This window comes from Salmonella sp. NW645 (assembly GCF_051703725.1).
GTDB classification, from domain to species: domain Bacteria; phylum Pseudomonadota; class Gammaproteobacteria; order Enterobacterales; family Enterobacteriaceae; genus Salmonella; species Salmonella enterica.
This window is the reverse complement of record NZ_JAMMKR010000005.1, coordinates 327,993-344,210: the sequence shown is the minus strand read 5'-3', so window position 1 is coordinate 344,210 and position 16,218 is coordinate 327,993. Positions and strand designations below refer to the sequence as shown.

The following is a 16,218-nucleotide window of genomic DNA, read 5'->3' as shown; positions in this document are numbered from 1 at the left end:
ATAATGCGGCTGTATTTTCACACCACAGGCGAAACGATCTATGACGCAGGATGAACTGAAAAAAGCGGTAGGATGGGCGGCACTTCAGTATGTACAGCCCGGCACCATTGTGGGCGTTGGTACAGGCTCAACGGCCGCACACTTTATTGATGCGCTGGGCACAATGAAAGGCCAGATTGAAGGCGCGGTCTCCAGCTCGGACGCCTCGACTGAAAAACTCAAAGGCCTCGGTATTCATGTGTTTGATCTCAACGAAGTGGATAGCCTGGGTATCTATGTCGATGGCGCGGACGAAATCAACGGTCATATGCAGATGATCAAAGGCGGCGGCGCGGCATTAACCCGTGAGAAAATTATTGCTTCCGTGGCGGAGAAATTTATCTGTATTGCGGATGCCTCTAAACAGGTGGATATTCTTGGCAAATTCCCGTTGCCGGTCGAAGTGATTCCGATGGCGCGCAGCGCGGTCGCTCGTCAACTGGTGAAGCTGGGCGGGCGTCCGGAGTACCGTCAGAACGTGGTCACGGATAACGGCAACGTGATTCTGGATGTTTATGGGATGGAAATCCTTGATCCCATCGCGCTGGAAAACGCCATTAACGCGATTCCGGGCGTCGTGACCGTAGGGTTGTTCGCCAACCGTGGCGCCGATGTCGCACTGATCGGCACGCCGGACGGGGTGAAAACCATCGTAAAATGATCCCGCCAGGCGTATTTCCTGCCGCGTAAAAAATTCGGTCAGGGCAAATTTGGTGACATGTATCACGTTTAATCGTTTGCCCTGCCGATCCCTCCAAAGAAAAAGTTATTCCCGGTATTTTCATCTGCTATTTCCCGCTGTATGCGATTCCTTCACGACGCTGGCGCAAACGTTCATATTGCCGTGATAATTTTTTTTGATATGTTGAAGGACGGATGCAAATCCACACACAACATCAGATGGCAAAAAAAGACAGGATCGGGGAAATGGCAAAGGTATCGCTGGAGAAAGATAAAATTAAATTTCTGCTGGTTGAAGGGGTGCATCAAAAGGCGCTGGAAAGCCTTCGTGCGGCAGGTTACACCAACATTGAATATCACAAGGGCGCGCTGGACGCTGAACAGTTGAAAGCGTCCATCCGCGATGCCCACTTCATCGGTCTGCGATCCCGTACTCATCTGACAGAAGAAGTGATTAACGCCGCAGAGAAGCTAGTGGCGATTGGCTGTTTTTGCATCGGCACCAACCAGGTGGATTTAAATGCGGCGGCAAAACGCGGTATTCCGGTCTTTAACGCGCCATTCTCGAATACCCGTTCCGTGGCGGAGCTGGTGATTGGCGAGCTATTGCTGCTGCTGCGCGGCGTGCCGGAAGCGAACGCCAAAGCGCACCGCGGCGTATGGAATAAACTGGCGGCGGGATCGTTCGAAGCGCGTGGTAAAAAGCTTGGCATTATCGGCTACGGCCATATCGGAACGCAGTTGGGCATTCTGGCGGAATCGCTGGGGATGCATGTCTATTTCTATGATATTGAAAATAAACTGCCGCTCGGTAACGCAACTCAGGTGCAGCACCTGTCTGAATTGCTGAATATGAGCGATGTGGTCAGTCTGCACGTACCTGAAAACGCCTCCACCAAAAACATGATGGGCGCAAAAGAGATAGCCCTGATGAAGCCTGGTTCGCTGCTGATTAACGCCGCGCGCGGTACGGTAGTGGATATCCCGGCTTTGTGCGACGCGCTGGCGACGAAACATCTGGCGGGGGCGGCTATCGACGTCTTCCCGACGGAACCGGCCACTAATAGCGATCCGTTTACCTCTCCGCTGTGCGAATTCGATAACGTGATCCTGACGCCGCATATCGGCGGCTCGACGCAGGAGGCGCAAGAAAACATCGGTCTGGAAGTCGCAGGAAAACTGATTAAGTACTCGGATAACGGCTCGACGCTTTCCGCCGTGAACTTCCCGGAAGTGTCGCTGCCGCTGCACGGTGGTCGTCGCCTGATGCACATCCACGAAAACCGCCCGGGCGTATTGACCGCGCTTAACCAGATCTTTGCCGAGCAGGGCGTTAACATTGCCGCACAGTATCTGCAAACCTCCGCCCGAATGGGGTATGTGGTAATTGATATAGAAGCCGATGGCGATGTGGCGGAGAAAGCGCTGCTGGCGATGAAGGCGATTCCGGGCACCATTCGCGCCCGTCTGCTGTACTAATTTCCTCTAAAGGGGCAGGAGATGACCTGCCCATCCTTTCTCTGGTTTCCCTGCCTCAACATCTCTTCGTGTAACGCATACATTCTGTTTTCGAGCCTTGCCGCAATTGGTAATTAAAGGCAGCGTTGCGTGTTGTACAGCAATAAAAGGAATTTACGATAAGGGCTCAGCATAGCGCTGAAACGGGAAAGCCCCTGGCGAGGCAGGGGCTCTAAAAAGGAAAGGGACGATGATGAGATACGTCATCATGCTGCTGATCCTGTTAATCATCGCTTGCCCAGCATATTAACAGTGAGTACGCAGGAGGGAGGTTCGCCTCCCTCACCCTTCACCGAGAAATTTAGGTCAAAAAAGCGACGCTGTCAATCGACAAAACACGGCTACCACTCCCAAATTTTGGACGGCGTCACCACCGCAGGCAGCGGGATATCCCACTCTTCAACCGGCAGTTTTTCTACTAACTGGCAATCATGCGCGTAGCCCACAGGTAGAATCTTATGCTGCTGCCAGTTTTGCAACGTACGGTCATAAAATCCGCCGCCCATCCCCAGGCGCTGCCCGCCTTCGTCAAACGCCACTAACGGCGTTACCAGCACATCCAGCTTTGCCAGCGGCAATACGTCGCGGACATCAAGCCGTGGCTCCCGGATCTTTAAGCGGTTGGTCACCAGCGCACTCTGCGGATGATAGTGCAGGAACAGGAGGTTGCCAGGGCTGAAGGGATGAAGAACCGGAAGGTAGACGCGCTTGCCCGCTTGCCATAGCTGTTCTATCAGCGGCTGGGTGTCGAGTTCGCCATCAAAGGAGAGAAACACGGCGACAGTGTGCGCCATCACGACGGGAGGAAAGCTGAGCATTCGGGCGGCGGCCTGTTGACCAAAGCGGCGTTGCTGCTCTGGCGTTAGCGCACGGCGACGTTGCCGAATCATTCGGCGGATTTCTTGTCGTGATAAAGAGAGTTCGGGAAGTTGCGTCATGGCTGTTGCCAGTCAGAAGGGGAATCTCCGAGATGCCGCCGCAGGCTGTAACCCTTGAACCCTTGGTTCAAGGTGAATGTGTCGTCACAGTTTTAAGGCTTCTCGGACGAACCGAGCATGCTCACCAACCGCGGAGCGCCACATTCTTGTGGTATGAAATATCGGCTCAGGGGACTGGCCCGCTTGCAAACATCTCAGAGAAATTCTGTTTTCACAATCACTTTACCATAGTAAAGCGAAAAGTGTTATTCAAAGTTTTGGCCCGTTTTTTCGGTTATGCGACCTTGATCAAGCAACGCCTGTTCGATGGTCTGTTGTAGCATCCGAATACGTTGTTCCATGCTCGCCGCGTAATCGCGGGTCTTCGCTTTTTCCTGAGTTAACTCATAGCTGATATTCAATGCGGCAATGAAAACCAACTGCTCAGTATTTGTGACTCTAGTGCGAACTTTCAGATCTTGCAACCGCTGATTCAGATCGTCCGCAGCCTGATTCAACGCATCCCTTTGGTCAGGCGGGCAATTCACTCGCAGTGAACGGCCAAATATTTGGATATCGACGGGTTGTGCAGACATGCCACCTTCCTGCTGATTGACTGCGCTGCCTTCGTCTCCAGACCCAAGGTCCGCGAAGGGGCGACACTATAGCTACCCTGGTGTGAAGATACAAGCCCTTTTCTGGTTCACCAGGGTCCAAAGTGGTAGCATATCATGAATATCCTCCCTTTGATGACGAATGCTTATGTCTATACAGAACGAAATGCCTGGTTACAACGAAATGAACCGGTTTTTGAATCAACAAGGGGCCGGTCTGACCCCGGCTGAAATGCATGGTTTAATCAGCGGGATGATTTGCGGCGGCAACAACGACAGCTCATGGCAGCCGCTGTTGCACGACCTGACGAACGAAGGTCTGGCCTTCGGGCATGAGCTTGCTCAGGCGCTGCGCAAAATGCACGCGGCGACCAGCGACGCGCTGGAAGACGACGGCTTTCTTTTTCAGCTTTATCTGCCTGAAGGCGACGATGTCAGCGTATTCGATCGCGCTGATGCATTAGCCGGGTGGGTTAACCACTTTTTGCTTGGCCTCGGCGTAACGCAGCCTAAACTTGATAAAGTCACCGGCGAAACGGGTGAAGCGATTGACGACCTGCGTAATATTGCGCAGCTTGGTTATGATGAGAGCGAAGATCAGGAAGAGCTGGAGATGTCGCTCGAAGAGATCATCGAATATGTCCGTGTTGCGGCGCTGTTATGTCATGACACTTTCACGCGCCAACAGCCGACCGCGCCGGAAGTGCGTAAACCGACGCTACACTAAGAAAAAACGAAATGGAGGCCATGTCATGACTCAGCAGGAATACCAACGCCGTCGCCAGGCATTACTGGCGCAAATGCAGCCCGGCAGCGCCGCGCTGATCTTTGCCGCGCCGGAGGCGACGCGCAGCGCAGACAGTGAATATCCGTATCGCCAGAGTAGCGACTTCTGGTATTTCACCGGTTTTAACGAACCGGAAGCCGTGCTGGTACTGATTAAGAGTGATGACACCCACAACCACAGCGTTTTGTTCAACCGCGTTCGCGACCTGACGGCGGAAATCTGGTTTGGTCGCCGTTTAGGACAGGATGCCGCGCCGGAAAAACTGGGTGTTGACCGGGCGCTGGCGTTTAGCGAAATCAACCAGCAACTCTTTCAGTTGCTTAATGGTCTGGATGTGGTGTACCACGCGCAGGGCGAATATGCGTATGCCGACGAGATTGTTCTGGCTGCGCTGGAGAAGCTGCGTAAAGGCTCCCGCCAGAATCTGACCGCGCCGGCCACCATGACTGACTGGCGACCGATCGTCCATGAGATGCGCCTGTTCAAATCGCCGGAAGAGATTGCTGTCCTGCGCCGTGCCGGGGAAATTAGCGCGCTGGCGCATATCCGCGCGATGGAAAAATGCCGTCCGGGGATGTTTGAGTATCAGTTGGAGGGTGAAATTCACCACGAATTTAATCGCCACGGCGCGCGCTATCCCTCCTATAACACCATTGTCGGCAGCGGCGAAAATGGCTGTATCCTGCATTACACTGAAAACGAAAGTGAAATGCGCGACGGCGATTTAGTGCTTATCGACGCGGGCTGTGAATATAAAGGTTACGCGGGCGACATCACGCGTACTTTCCCGGTGAACGGGAAATTCACGCCAGCTCAGCGTGAAATTTATGACATCGTTCTGGAATCGCTGGAGACCAGCCTGCGACTGTTCCGTCCTGGCACCTCTATTCAGGAGGTGACCGGCGAAGTCGTGCGCATCATGATAACCGGGCTGGTGAAGCTGGGGATTTTGCAAGGAGAGGTTGATCAACTGATTGCCGAAAATGCGCATCGTCCTTTCTTTATGCATGGCTTGAGCCACTGGCTGGGGCTGGATGTTCATGATGTCGGCGTTTATGGGCCGGATCGCTCCCGCATCCTGGAGCCGGGCATGGTGCTGACCGTAGAGCCAGGCCTCTATATCGCGCCGGATGCCGACGTGCCGGAAGCGTATCGCGGCATTGGCGTTCGAATTGAAGATGACATTGTCATTACCGAAACCGGTAATGAAAACCTGACCGCTGGCGTTGTGAAGAAGGCGGATGACATTGAGGCATTAATGGCGGCGGCGCGGCAGCAATGAGCGTCATTATCGTTGGCGGCGGCATGGCAGGCGCGACGCTGGCGCTGGCCATCTCTCAGTTCAGTCATGGGACGTTGCCGGTACACCTGATTGAAGCGAAAGCGCCTGAAGCCGACGGCCATCCCGGCTTTGACGCCAGAGCGATTGCGCTGGCGGCGGGCACTTGCCAGCAACTGGCGCGAATTGGCGTCTGGCAGACGATTTCCGATTGCGCAACGGCAATCAACACCGTACACGTCAGCGATCGCGGTCATGCCGGATTTGTGACTCTCGACGCGCAGGATTACAGCCTGGCAGCGTTGGGTCACGTTGCGGAGCTGCATGATATCGGGCTGCGTCTGTTTGCGCTCTTGCGTAAAGCGCCGGGCGTTACGCTGCACTGCCCGGAGCGCGTAGCCAGCGTGTCACGTACCCAACAGCAGGTTAACGTCACTCTGGAAAACGGCAATGTGATAGCTGGCAGCGTGCTGGTGGCGGCTAACGGTACCCACTCCGCGCTGGCGTCAGCCTGCGGCGTTGACTGGCATCAGGAGCCTTACGAACAGTTAGCGGTGATAGCGAATGTCGCGACCGCGATCCCGCATCAGGGACGCGCCTTTGAACGTTTTACTCCCAATGGCCCGCTGGCGATGTTGCCGATGTCGCATGGCCGATGTTCGCTGGTTTGGTGTCACCCGCTCGACCAGCGCGATGAGGTGCTGAGCTGGTCCGACGCGCAGTTCTGTCATGCGTTGCAGGCCGCGTTTGGCTGGCGGCTGGGGCGAATTACTCAGGCCGGTAAGCGCAGCGCGTATCCGCTTGCCCTTACTACGGCGGCAAAAGTGTTTACTCACCGGACTGTCGTGGTCGGCAATGCGGCGCAGACGTTGCATCCTATCGCCGGACAAGGGTTTAATCTCGGTCTGCGCGATGTCATGAGCCTGGCGGAAACGCTGGTCGCGGCACAGGACGCGGGCGAGGATATTGGCGCCTGGCACGTGTTATCGCGCTATCAGCAGCGTCGTCAGGTTGACCGGGATACGACGATTGGCGTAACGAACGGTCTGGTCCATCTGTTTGCAAATCGTTGGGCGCCGCTGGTTATTGGGCGCAATATCGGTTTAATGGCGATGGAGTTATTACCGCCTGCGCGCGATGCGCTGGCACAGCGGACCTTAGGTTGGGTTGCGCGTTAAGCAGATCTGTAGGCCGGATAAGGCATTTATGCCGCCATCCGGCATCGTGTTCGTAAAAATGCCGGATGGCAGCTTCGCCTTATCCGGCCTACGGTTTTGATTGTTCCGGTTTCCAGGAGTAAATAGTGCAAAGTGTTGATGTAGCAATAGTTGGCGGAGGCATGGTGGGACTGGCTGTTGCCTGCGGCTTGCAGGGGAGCGGTTTGCGCGTTGCGGTACTGGATCACGTAGTCCCCCAGCCGTTGGCGAACGATGCGCCGCCTCAGCTTCGGGTGTCGGCGATTAATGCCGCCAGCGAAAAACTGCTTACCCGTCTTGGCGTATGGTCAAACATTGTGGCGCGACGGGCAAGTTGCTACCACGGTATGGAAGTCTGGGATAAAGACAGCTTTGGCCGTATTACGTTTGATGACGCAAGCATGGGATATAGCCATCTGGGGCATATTGTTGAAAACAGCGTCATTCACTATGCACTGTGGCAAAAAGCGCAGCAAGCGGCGGATATCACCTTAATGGCGCCAGCGGAATTACAGCAGGTCGCCTGGGGGGAAAACGACGCCTTCCTGACTTTAAAAGACGGCGCGATGTTAACCGCGCGTCTGGTGATTGCCGCGGATGGCGCCAACTCCTGGCTGCGTAACAAAGCGGATATTCCCTTAACTTTCTGGGACTACCGTCACCATGCGCTGGTAGCGACTATCCGCACCGAAGAGCCGCACGGCGCGGTTGCTCGCCAGGTGTTTCATGGTGAAGGTATTCTGGCGTTTTTGCCGTTAAGCGATCCGCATCTGTGTTCCATTGTCTGGTCGCTTTCTCCGCAGGATGCGGAGCGTATGCAACAGAGCGGCGACGAGGCGTTTAACCAGGCGTTGACTATCGCCTTCGATAATCGGCTGGGCTTATGCCGCCTGGAAAGCGAACGGCAGGTTTTTCCGCTGACGGGCCGCTATGCTCGCCAGTTTGCCGCGCATCGTCTGGCGTTGGTCGGCGATGCCGCGCACACCATCCATCCGCTGGCAGGGCAAGGCGTCAACCTCGGCTTTATGGACGCGGCCGAACTGGTGGACGATCTGCGCCGGCTTCAGCGTCAGGGCAAAGACATTGGTCAACATCTTTATCTTCGTCGTTATGAGCGTAGCCGTAAACATAGCGCGGCGATGATGCTTGCCGGGATGCAAGGTTTTCGTGACCTGTTTGCCGGCGAAAACCCGGCAAAAAAATTGTTGCGCGACATCGGACTGAAACTGGCGGATACGCTCCCCGGCGTCAAACCCCAACTGCTTCGCCAGGCAATGGGGCTAAACGACCTTCCGCAATGGCTTCGTTAAGCGTCTGACTGCACGCCAGCAAGAGTTTGAAACCCGTCACACTTTGCTTTCCCGGCTATCGCGCCGGGGGGCTTTCCTCGTTTGAAATAATCTAATTTCACCGCTTATTTCGCATTATATTTTCTAATGCCACTATTTTTGGCGAACGCGATTTTCGACATTTTTTCCGCATTTAATATTAATTTATGTTGTGGTAAATCGTATCAGCTTCCTTTTTATGACGAGTATTTAGCGTAATAGTGGTTTTTTGTGCTGATGGGATTTTAGCGTTTTTTAGTCATAAGCTAATGTGATGGTAAATTCAGCCTTATGGTTTAGCGCCTGGTTCGGTGGTAAGTTCAGGAGCAAGAGAACGTTTGCGTCGGCGCAGGAAAAAGGGCGTCGATGCCAGGTTTCGTGGCGAAGATTTCCCATGAAAATGGTTGTTAGCCCCCGCTAATTCAACGAGGAAAAGATGGCCCAACAGACGCCTTTGTACGAACAACACACGCTATGCGGCGCCCGCATGGTCGATTTTCATGGCTGGATGATGCCCCTGCATTACGGCTCTCAGCTTGATGAACACCACGCTGTGCGCACCGATGCCGGGATGTTTGATGTATCGCATATGACCATTGTCGATCTTCATGGTAGCCGTACACGAGAGTTTCTACGTTATCTGCTGGCAAACGACGTCGCGAAGCTAACGAAGACGGGTAAAGCCCTCTACTCCGGTATGCTTAACGCATCGGGCGGCGTGATTGATGACCTTATCGTCTACTACTTCACTGAAGATTTCTTCCGTCTCGTTGTTAACTCCGCCACCCGCGAAAAAGACCTCTCCTGGATTACCCAACATGCTGAACCTTATGCCATCGACATCACCGTTCGTGACGACCTGTCGCTGATTGCGGTACAGGGGCCGAATGCGCAGGAAAAAGCGGCGACTCTGTTTACTGACCAACAGCGCCATGCAGTAGAAGGTATGAAGCCGTTCTTCGGCGTACAGGCGGGTGATTTGTTTATCGCCACCACCGGTTATACCGGCGAAGCGGGCTATGAAATCGCCATGCCGAATGAAAAAGCGGCGGATTTCTGGCGTGCGCTGGTGGAGGCGGGCGTGAAGCCGTGCGGTCTTGGCGCGCGCGACACGCTGCGTCTGGAAGCAGGCATGAACCTGTACGGTCAGGAGATGGATGAAGGTATCTCTCCGCTGGCGGCTAATATGGGATGGACTATCGCCTGGGAACCTGTTGACCGCGACTTTATTGGCCGTGAGGCGCTGGAGATGCAGCGTGAAAAAGGCCATGAGCAGCTTGTCGGTCTGGTGATGACCGAGAAAGGCGTATTGCGTAATGAACTGCCGGTGCGTTTTACCGATGCGCAGGGCAATCAGCAAGAAGGCATTATCACCAGCGGGACGTTTTCCCCAACGTTGGGCTACAGCATTGCGCTGGCGCGCGTTCCGGCGGGCATCGGCGAGACGGCGATTGTACAAATTCGTAACCGTGAAATGCCGGTAAAAGTGACTAAACCTGTTTTTGTGCGTAACGGCAAAGCCGTCGCGTGATTCATCCTTTTTTGGAGATTAATTGATGAGCAACGTACCCGCAGAACTGAAATACAGCAAAGAACACGAATGGCTGCGTAAAGAAGCGGATGGCACTTACACCGTTGGCATTACTGAACACGCTCAGGAGCTGTTGGGCGATATGGTTTTTGTTGATCTGCCGGAAGTCGGCGCGACCGTAAGCGCGGGCGACGACTGCGCCGTGGCGGAGTCCGTAAAAGCGGCGTCCGACATTTATGCGCCGGTAAGCGGCGAGATCGTGGCGGTAAACGATGCGCTGAGCGACTCCCCGGAGCTGGTGAACAGCGAACCGTATGCCGGTGGCTGGATCTTTAAAATCAAAGCCAGCGATGAAAGCGAACTTGAATCGCTGCTGGATGCCACCGCGTATGAGGCATTGTTAGAAGACGAATAATGTTGTGCCGGATGGCGCTAATGCTTATCCGGCCTACTCACTGCAACGCGAATGATTTTGCGTATTCGTTTTCGCACGCGTAGGCCCGGTAAGCGTCAGCGCCACCGGGCAATTGAGTTAGAGACACCTACGATTCACTGCACGTTTCAGGAACCATCGCCCATGACACAGACGTTAAGCCAGCTTGAAAACCGCGGCGCTTTCATTGAACGCCACATCGGACCGGACGCCGCGCAGCAGCAAGAGATGCTGAATGCGGTTGGTGCCGAGTCGTTAAACGCGCTGACAGGTCAGATTGTGCCGAAAGACATTCAGCTCGCGACTCCGCCGCAGGTTGGCGAGGCGGCAACCGAATATGCCGCACTGGCGGAATTAAAAGCCATCGCCGGGCGTAACAAGCGCTTCACGTCCTACATTGGCATGGGCTACACAGCCGTGCAGCTACCGCCGGTTATCCTGCGCAACATGCTGGAAAATCCAGGCTGGTATACCGCCTACACTCCTTATCAGCCGGAAGTCTCTCAGGGGCGTCTGGAAGCGCTGCTCAACTTCCAACAGGTGACGCTGGACCTGACGGGGCTGGACATGGCTTCCGCCTCGCTGCTGGATGAAGCGACCGCCGCCGCTGAAGCGATGGCGATGGCAAAGCGCGTCAGCAAACTGAAAAATGCCAACCGTTTCTTTGTCGCCTCTGATGTCCATCCGCAAACTCTGGACGTCGTGCGTACGCGTGCCGAAACCTTTGGCTTTGACGTCATTGTAGATGACGCGGCGAAAGCACTGGATCACCAGGATGTGTTTGGCGTGCTGTTACAACAGGTAGGCACCACAGGTGAAATTCACGACTACAGCGCACTGATTACTGAGCTGAAATCCCGTAAAGTTGTGGTCAGCGTCGCCGCCGATTTTATGGCGCTGGTGCTGCTGACGGCTCCGGGCAAACAGGGCGCGGACATTGTTTTCGGCTCTGCGCAACGCTTCGGCGTACCGATGGGGTACGGTGGCCCGCACGCGGCGTTCTTTGCCGCTAAAGACGAATTTAAACGCTCCATGCCAGGCCGTATTATCGGCGTCTCAAAAGATGCGGCGGGCAATACCGCACTGCGCATGGCGATGCAGACTCGCGAGCAGCATATCCGTCGTGAGAAAGCGAACTCCAATATTTGTACCTCGCAGGTACTGCTGGCTAACATCGCCAGTCTGTATGCCGTTTATCATGGTCCGGTCGGTCTGAAGCGCATCGCTAATCGTATCCACCGCCTGACCGATATTCTGGCGGCAGGTCTGCAGCAGAAAGGCTTAAAGCTGCGTCATGCGCATTACTTTGACACGCTGTGTGTGGAAGTGGCTGATAAAGCTGCGGTACTGGCGCGTGCGGAAGCGGCGGAGATCAATCTGCGCAGCGATATTCATAACGCGGTTGGTATTACGCTCGATGAAACCACCACCCGTGAGAATGTGGCGCAGTTGTTCAATGTTTTGCTGGGCGCCAGCCACGGTCTGAACATTGAAACACTGGATAAAGACGTGGCGCTTGATAGCCGTTCCATTCAGCAAAGTATGCTGCGTGACGATGCGATTCTGACGCATCCGGTATTTAACCGTTACCACAGCGAAACCGAGATGATGCGCTACATGCACTCGCTGGAGCGTAAAGATCTGGCGCTGAATCAGGCGATGATCCCGCTGGGTTCCTGCACCATGAAGCTGAACGCCGCCGCCGAGATGATTCCTATCACCTGGCCGGAATTCGCTGAACTGCACCCGTTCTGCCCGCCGGAACAGGCCGAAGGATATCATCAGATGATTAGCCAGCTTTCTGACTGGCTGGTGAAACTCACCGGGTATGACGCCGTCTGTATGCAGCCTAACTCCGGCGCACAGGGGGAATACGCGGGGCTGCTGGCGATTCGTCACTATCACGAAAGCCGCAACGAAGGGCATCGCGATATCTGCCTGATTCCGGCCTCTGCTCACGGCACTAACCCTGCTTCTGCACATATGGCAGGAATGCAGGTGGTGGTTGTGGCGTGTGATAAGAACGGCAACATCGACCTGGACGATCTGCGAGCAAAAGCAGAACAACATGCTGCGAACCTCTCTTGCATCATGGTGACCTATCCGTCCACCCACGGCGTCTATGAAGAAACGATCCGTGAAGTGTGTGAAGTTGTGCACCAGTTCGGCGGTCAGGTTTACCTTGACGGCGCGAACATGAACGCCCAGGTCGGCATCACCTCACCGGGCTTTATTGGCGCAGACGTTTCGCACCTCAATTTGCATAAAACTTTCTGCATTCCGCACGGCGGCGGCGGCCCAGGCATGGGACCGATCGGCGTGAAAGCGCATCTGGCACCGTTCGTACCGGGTCATAGCGTGGTGCAAATCGAAGGCATGTTAACCCGTCAGGGCGCGGTGTCTGCGGCGCCGTTCGGTAGTGCCTCTATCCTGCCAATCAGCTGGATGTACATCCGCATGATGGGTGCAGAAGGCCTGAAGCAGGCAAGCCAGGTCGCGATTCTTAACGCTAACTACATTGCCAGCCGTCTGAAAGATGCCTATCCGGTACTGTATACCGGTCGCGATGGCTGTGTGGCGCACGAATGTATTCTTGATATTCGCCCATTGAAAGAAGAAACCGGCATCAGCGAGCTGGATATTGCCAAGCGTCTGATCGACTACGGTTTCCATGCGCCAACCATGTCGTTCCCGGTGGCGGGCACGCTGATGGTAGAGCCGACGGAATCTGAAGGTAAGGCCGAGCTGGATCGCTTTATCGATGCGATGCTGGCTATCCGCGCAGAGATTGACCAGGTGAAAGCCGGTGTCTGGCCGCTGGAAGATAACCCGCTGGTGAACGCGCCGCACATTCAGAACGAACTGGTCGCCGAGTGGGCGCATCCGTACAGCCGTGAAGTTGCCGTATTCCCGGCAGGCGTGGCAGACAAATACTGGCCGACGGTGAAACGTCTGGATGATGTTTATGGCGACCGTAACCTGTTCTGCTCCTGCGTACCGATTAGCGACTACCAGTAATTTACTGATTCGACTGTCTTCTAAAGGCGCTTCGGCGCCTTTTCAGCTTGTTAATAAAGTGCGCTTTGTTGATGTCGGATGCAGTGTGAGTGCCTTATTCAGGCTACAAAGTGTTACTAATTCAATATATTACAGTAAATCGTTGGCTCCTGTCAGGCAACCTGGCGTTTGTATCAGTGTATTAGCCAGAATTAAATTACCGCTTTTTTAGAGTCTAATGATTCATTGTGCATCATTTTTACCTTGCTGTTATTTAATCAAAATAACACGGTGTATTTACATGTAGTTACAAATAGTTTCTCTCCGGAATCGTTATTTACCTCTCAATATAGTTACAAAAATTTCCGTATATTAAATTCATCAAGTTATTAATTTAAATTATAAATTAAAAATAAACATAAATAACGTAAATATTTATTAACTTAGCGCTTTGTTTTTTATACCTGGAGGGAATAATGAAACGATTTATATTTCTGCCATTAATGACATATTTTCTATTAATGAATGCAATGGCAGCTAACGGAGAAAATAATCCCAGTAATCTATTAGGTGCACCAGTTAATACCGCTATTTCTGGTGGTTCAGTATTGCCGGAAGGAAAGTTATTAACCGCCGTGAATAGCTCATTTCGCGATAAAGATCATCAAATCGAGGGGCACGGAAGTCCGGATGTTTACTCCCAGATATGGTTATTGAAGATTCGTTACGGTTTGACCGACAGACTGGAATTATCAACTGTGGGGTCGTATATCAATAACAAACGAGACAATCTGTCTCCTGAGCACATAGAGGGAATGGGCGACCAATCGGTGGGGGTCAATTATGCTTTAATGAGCCAGCGAAGAGGTGATCCGTTTTGGGTTACGGTAGGTGGGGCATTATTACTACCCACCGGGCAAGATGGAGATAATCATTTGCCTGGGAATAGCGCCTGGGGAGGAAGAGTAACACTCACTTTAACAAAATTATTTACTCCTAACATTAAAGGGGATATGGGTTTTGTATATCAGGGACCATTTGAGCGCGGTAACCAGGACGTGAAACGAGGTAACGAATTCCAGTGGAATACCCAGGTGCGGTATATGTTTAGCGATTTACCGCTGGATCTTGGTCTGGAAAGTGCCTACAGCAATAATGCCTCTGGAACGAAAAAACTGTCTAATGGCAGCGTAATTAATAACCATTCTGGAACTACCGAATGGGTTGTTGGTCCGTCATTTAATATTGCCGTCGATTCACTGAAATTATGGTTTGGTGCCGGAGCCTTCTTCCCGGTAATGCAGGAAGCGAAGTCGCCAACCAAAATGGAAGATGTACGCTGGGAATTTAAAATAGGTAAGACCTGGTAAGACTCGTTCAAAGTGTTACCCGCCGACTGGCGGGTAACGTGCAGGAGTTAAAGCTTCTCGCCGTTGCTGGCAATCACCTCTTTGTACCAGTTGAAGCTCTTCTTACGCGAACGCGACATATCGCCCGTACCGTCATCGTGCTTGTTCACGTAGATGAAGCCGTAGCGCTTGCTGTACTGCCCGGTGGTGAACGACACGCAGTCGATGCAGCCCCACGGCGTGTAGCCCATCAGGTCGACACCATCGTAAGTCACCGCTTTTTTCATCTCTTCAATATGGGCGCGCAGGTAGTCAATGCGATAGTCGTCGTTGATGCTGCCATCTTCTTCTACTTTGTCGTAAGCACCAAAACCGTTTTCGACAATAAACAGCGGCTTTTGATAGCGTTCGTACAGTTCACACAATGAATAACGCAGGCCCACCGGGTCAATCTGCCAGCCCCAGTCAGAGGCTTTAACATAGGGGTTCGGTACGCTGCCTTCAAAACCGGAAATAGCATCGCCGCTACCGCCTTCGGCTTTGACCGCGTTGGTCATGTAATAACTGAAACCAAGATAGTCGCAGGTGCCTTCGCGCAGCACTTCAAGATCGCCATCTTCTATTTTGATGTTAAATCTGCGGCGCTCCCACTCGTTCAACACATAGGACGGGTAATAGCCGCGCAGCTGTACATCGGTAAAGACGTAGCGTTCACGCATCGATTCCTGAGCAAACATCACATCTTCTGGTTTGCAGGAGAAGGGATACAGCGCGACCATCGCCAGCATACAGCCAACTTTCATCTGTGGATTAATACGACGTGCCGCTTTCACCGCCAGGGCGCTGGCGACAAACTGATGATGTAAGACCTGATACATGGTTTCTTCTGGATTCTCATGCTCGGTATACACCACGCCGGAACAGCAGTAGCCAAACAGCGGCGCGCGCCAGTTTCGCTGGTTGTTAATTTCGTTGAAGGTCATCCAGTATTTGACCTTATGCTTGTAGCGTTCAAACACGACTTCAGCAAAACGGACAAAGAAATCAACGACTTTACGATTGGTCCAGCCGCCGTAGTGCTGGACCAGATGTAACGGCATTTCAAAGTGGGAAAGGGTGATGACCGGTTCGATGTTGTATTTGAGCAATTCATCAAACATGTCGTCGTAGAATTTCAGACCGGCCTCGTTTGGCTGGGATTCGTCGCCATTCGGGAAGATACGCGTCCAGGCAATAGAGGTACGGAAGCATTTGAACCCCATTTCGGCGAAAAGACGGATGTCTTCTTTGTAATGTCCGTAAAAATCCACCGCCTCGTGGTTCGGATAGTATTTGCCAGCAACGACATTCTGGGTAATTTCGCGTGGCACGCCGTGTGCGCCGCCGGTTAGCACGTCGCAGATGCTGGGGCCTTTACCGCCTTTATTCCAGCCGCCTTCAACCTGGTGTGCAGCAACCGCGCCGCCCCATAAAAAATCTTTTGGCAGGGTGAGTTTTCTCATTGTTGCATAATCTCAATTTATTTAGTCTGTTATCATTCATTCTGCAC

13 protein-coding genes and 1 other RNA gene are annotated in these 16,218 nt (G+C 53.4%); 10 read left to right on the top strand and 4 right to left on the bottom strand.

Translation table 11 applies throughout. From position 1 onward, the window contains the following. Positions 1–40: 40 nt before the first annotated feature. Complete coding sequence (rpiA, locus tag NA389_RS13455; protein ID WP_000189741.1) at positions 41–700, top strand: ribose-5-phosphate isomerase RpiA; 660 nt, start codon at positions 41–43, stop codon at positions 698–700. A 266-nt stretch (positions 701–966) separates the two neighbouring features. After that, the gene (gene serA / locus NA389_RS13450; protein ID WP_001151627.1) at positions 967–2,199 is read left to right on the top strand and encodes a phosphoglycerate dehydrogenase; all 1,233 of its coding nucleotides are present in this window, start codon (positions 967–969) and stop codon (positions 2,197–2,199) included. Positions 2,200–2,579: 380 nt separating this feature from the next. On the opposite strand, the gene NA389_RS13445 is transcribed toward serA, so the two are convergent. From NA389_RS13445 to zapA, 3 genes are all read right to left on the bottom strand, one after another. After that, on the bottom strand, positions 2,580–3,176 hold the full coding sequence (locus tag NA389_RS13445) for a 5-formyltetrahydrofolate cyclo-ligase (protein ID WP_001528060.1): 597 nt from the start codon (positions 3,174–3,176) through the stop codon (positions 2,580–2,582). A gap of 20 nt (positions 3,177–3,196) precedes the next feature. Then, positions 3,197–3,380: non-coding RNA, 6S RNA (ssrS, locus tag NA389_RS13440), on the bottom strand. 41 nt (positions 3,381–3,421) lie between these two features. Continuing rightward, complete coding sequence (gene zapA, locus NA389_RS13435; protein ID WP_001276011.1) at positions 3,422–3,751, bottom strand: cell division protein ZapA; 330 nt, start codon at positions 3,749–3,751, stop codon at positions 3,422–3,424. 166 nt (positions 3,752–3,917) lie between these two features. Here zapA and NA389_RS13430 point away from each other — a divergent pair, with 166 nt between their 5' ends. From NA389_RS13430 to NA389_RS13395, 8 genes are all read left to right on the top strand, one after another. Beyond that, positions 3,918–4,496 carry a YecA family protein gene (locus NA389_RS13430; RefSeq protein ID WP_000027236.1) on the top strand — a complete coding sequence of 193 codons (579 nt, stop codon included), beginning with the start codon at positions 3,918–3,920 and terminating at the stop codon, positions 4,494–4,496. 25 nt (positions 4,497–4,521) lie between these two features. Further along, positions 4,522–5,838, top strand: coding sequence for a Xaa-Pro aminopeptidase (gene pepP / locus NA389_RS13425; RefSeq protein WP_000193681.1), 1,317 nt, complete (start codon positions 4,522–4,524; stop codon positions 5,836–5,838). Then, a complete protein-coding gene (ubiH, locus tag NA389_RS13420; protein ID WP_000111152.1) occupies positions 5,835–7,013 on the top strand; it encodes a 2-octaprenyl-6-methoxyphenyl hydroxylase in 1,179 nt (392 codons plus the stop codon). Before pepP ends, ubiH begins: the two co-directional genes overlap by 4 nt. Positions 7,014–7,138: 125 nt before the next feature. Beyond that, positions 7,139–8,341: an FAD-dependent 2-octaprenylphenol hydroxylase gene (ubiI, locus tag NA389_RS13415; protein WP_001192144.1), complete on the top strand. Its 1,203-nt coding sequence runs from the start codon at positions 7,139–7,141 to the stop codon at positions 8,339–8,341. A 454-nt stretch (positions 8,342–8,795) separates the two neighbouring features. Then, a complete protein-coding gene (gene gcvT, locus NA389_RS13410; RefSeq protein WP_000068740.1) occupies positions 8,796–9,890 on the top strand; it encodes a glycine cleavage system aminomethyltransferase GcvT in 1,095 nt (364 codons plus the stop codon). Positions 9,891–9,915: 25 nt separating this feature from the next. After that, positions 9,916–10,305, top strand: coding sequence for a glycine cleavage system protein GcvH (gene gcvH / locus NA389_RS13405; protein ID WP_001295377.1), 390 nt, complete (start codon positions 9,916–9,918; stop codon positions 10,303–10,305). A gap of 162 nt (positions 10,306–10,467) precedes the next feature. Next, complete coding sequence (gene gcvP, locus NA389_RS13400; protein WP_000194973.1) at positions 10,468–13,341, top strand: aminomethyl-transferring glycine dehydrogenase; 2,874 nt, start codon at positions 10,468–10,470, stop codon at positions 13,339–13,341. Between the two features lie 455 nt (positions 13,342–13,796). Continuing rightward, a complete protein-coding gene (locus tag NA389_RS13395; RefSeq protein ID WP_000819373.1) occupies positions 13,797–14,690 on the top strand; it encodes a transporter in 894 nt (297 codons plus the stop codon). A gap of 47 nt (positions 14,691–14,737) precedes the next feature. Here NA389_RS13395 and bglA read toward each other — a convergent pair whose 3' ends face one another. Then, entirely contained in the window at positions 14,738–16,171 is a 1,434-nt protein-coding gene (gene bglA, locus NA389_RS13390; RefSeq protein ID WP_071645612.1) for a 6-phospho-beta-glucosidase BglA, read from the bottom strand. Positions 16,172–16,218: the final 47 nt, after the last annotated feature.

Coding starts and splice junctions, on each gene's coding strand:
- pepP (WP_000193681.1), top strand. CDS start 4,522: ATGACTCAGCAGGAATACCAACGCCGTCGCCAGGCATTACTGGCGCAA.
- rpiA (WP_000189741.1), top strand. CDS start 41: ATGACGCAGGATGAACTGAAAAAAGCGGTAGGATGGGCGGCACTTCAG.
- serA (WP_001151627.1), top strand. CDS start 967: ATGGCAAAGGTATCGCTGGAGAAAGATAAAATTAAATTTCTGCTGGTT.
- gcvP (WP_000194973.1), top strand. CDS start 10,468: ATGACACAGACGTTAAGCCAGCTTGAAAACCGCGGCGCTTTCATTGAA.
- zapA (WP_001276011.1), bottom strand. CDS start 3,751: ATGTCTGCACAACCCGTCGATATCCAAATATTTGGCCGTTCACTGCGA.
- ubiH (WP_000111152.1), top strand. CDS start 5,835: ATGAGCGTCATTATCGTTGGCGGCGGCATGGCAGGCGCGACGCTGGCG.
- gcvT (WP_000068740.1), top strand. CDS start 8,796: ATGGCCCAACAGACGCCTTTGTACGAACAACACACGCTATGCGGCGCC.
- NA389_RS13445 (WP_001528060.1), bottom strand. CDS start 3,176: ATGACGCAACTTCCCGAACTCTCTTTATCACGACAAGAAATCCGCCGA.
- gcvH (WP_001295377.1), top strand. CDS start 9,916: ATGAGCAACGTACCCGCAGAACTGAAATACAGCAAAGAACACGAATGG.
- NA389_RS13430 (WP_000027236.1), top strand. CDS start 3,918: ATGTCTATACAGAACGAAATGCCTGGTTACAACGAAATGAACCGGTTT.
- bglA (WP_071645612.1), bottom strand. CDS start 16,171: ATGAGAAAACTCACCCTGCCAAAAGATTTTTTATGGGGCGGCGCGGTT.
- NA389_RS13395 (WP_000819373.1), top strand. CDS start 13,797: ATGAAACGATTTATATTTCTGCCATTAATGACATATTTTCTATTAATG.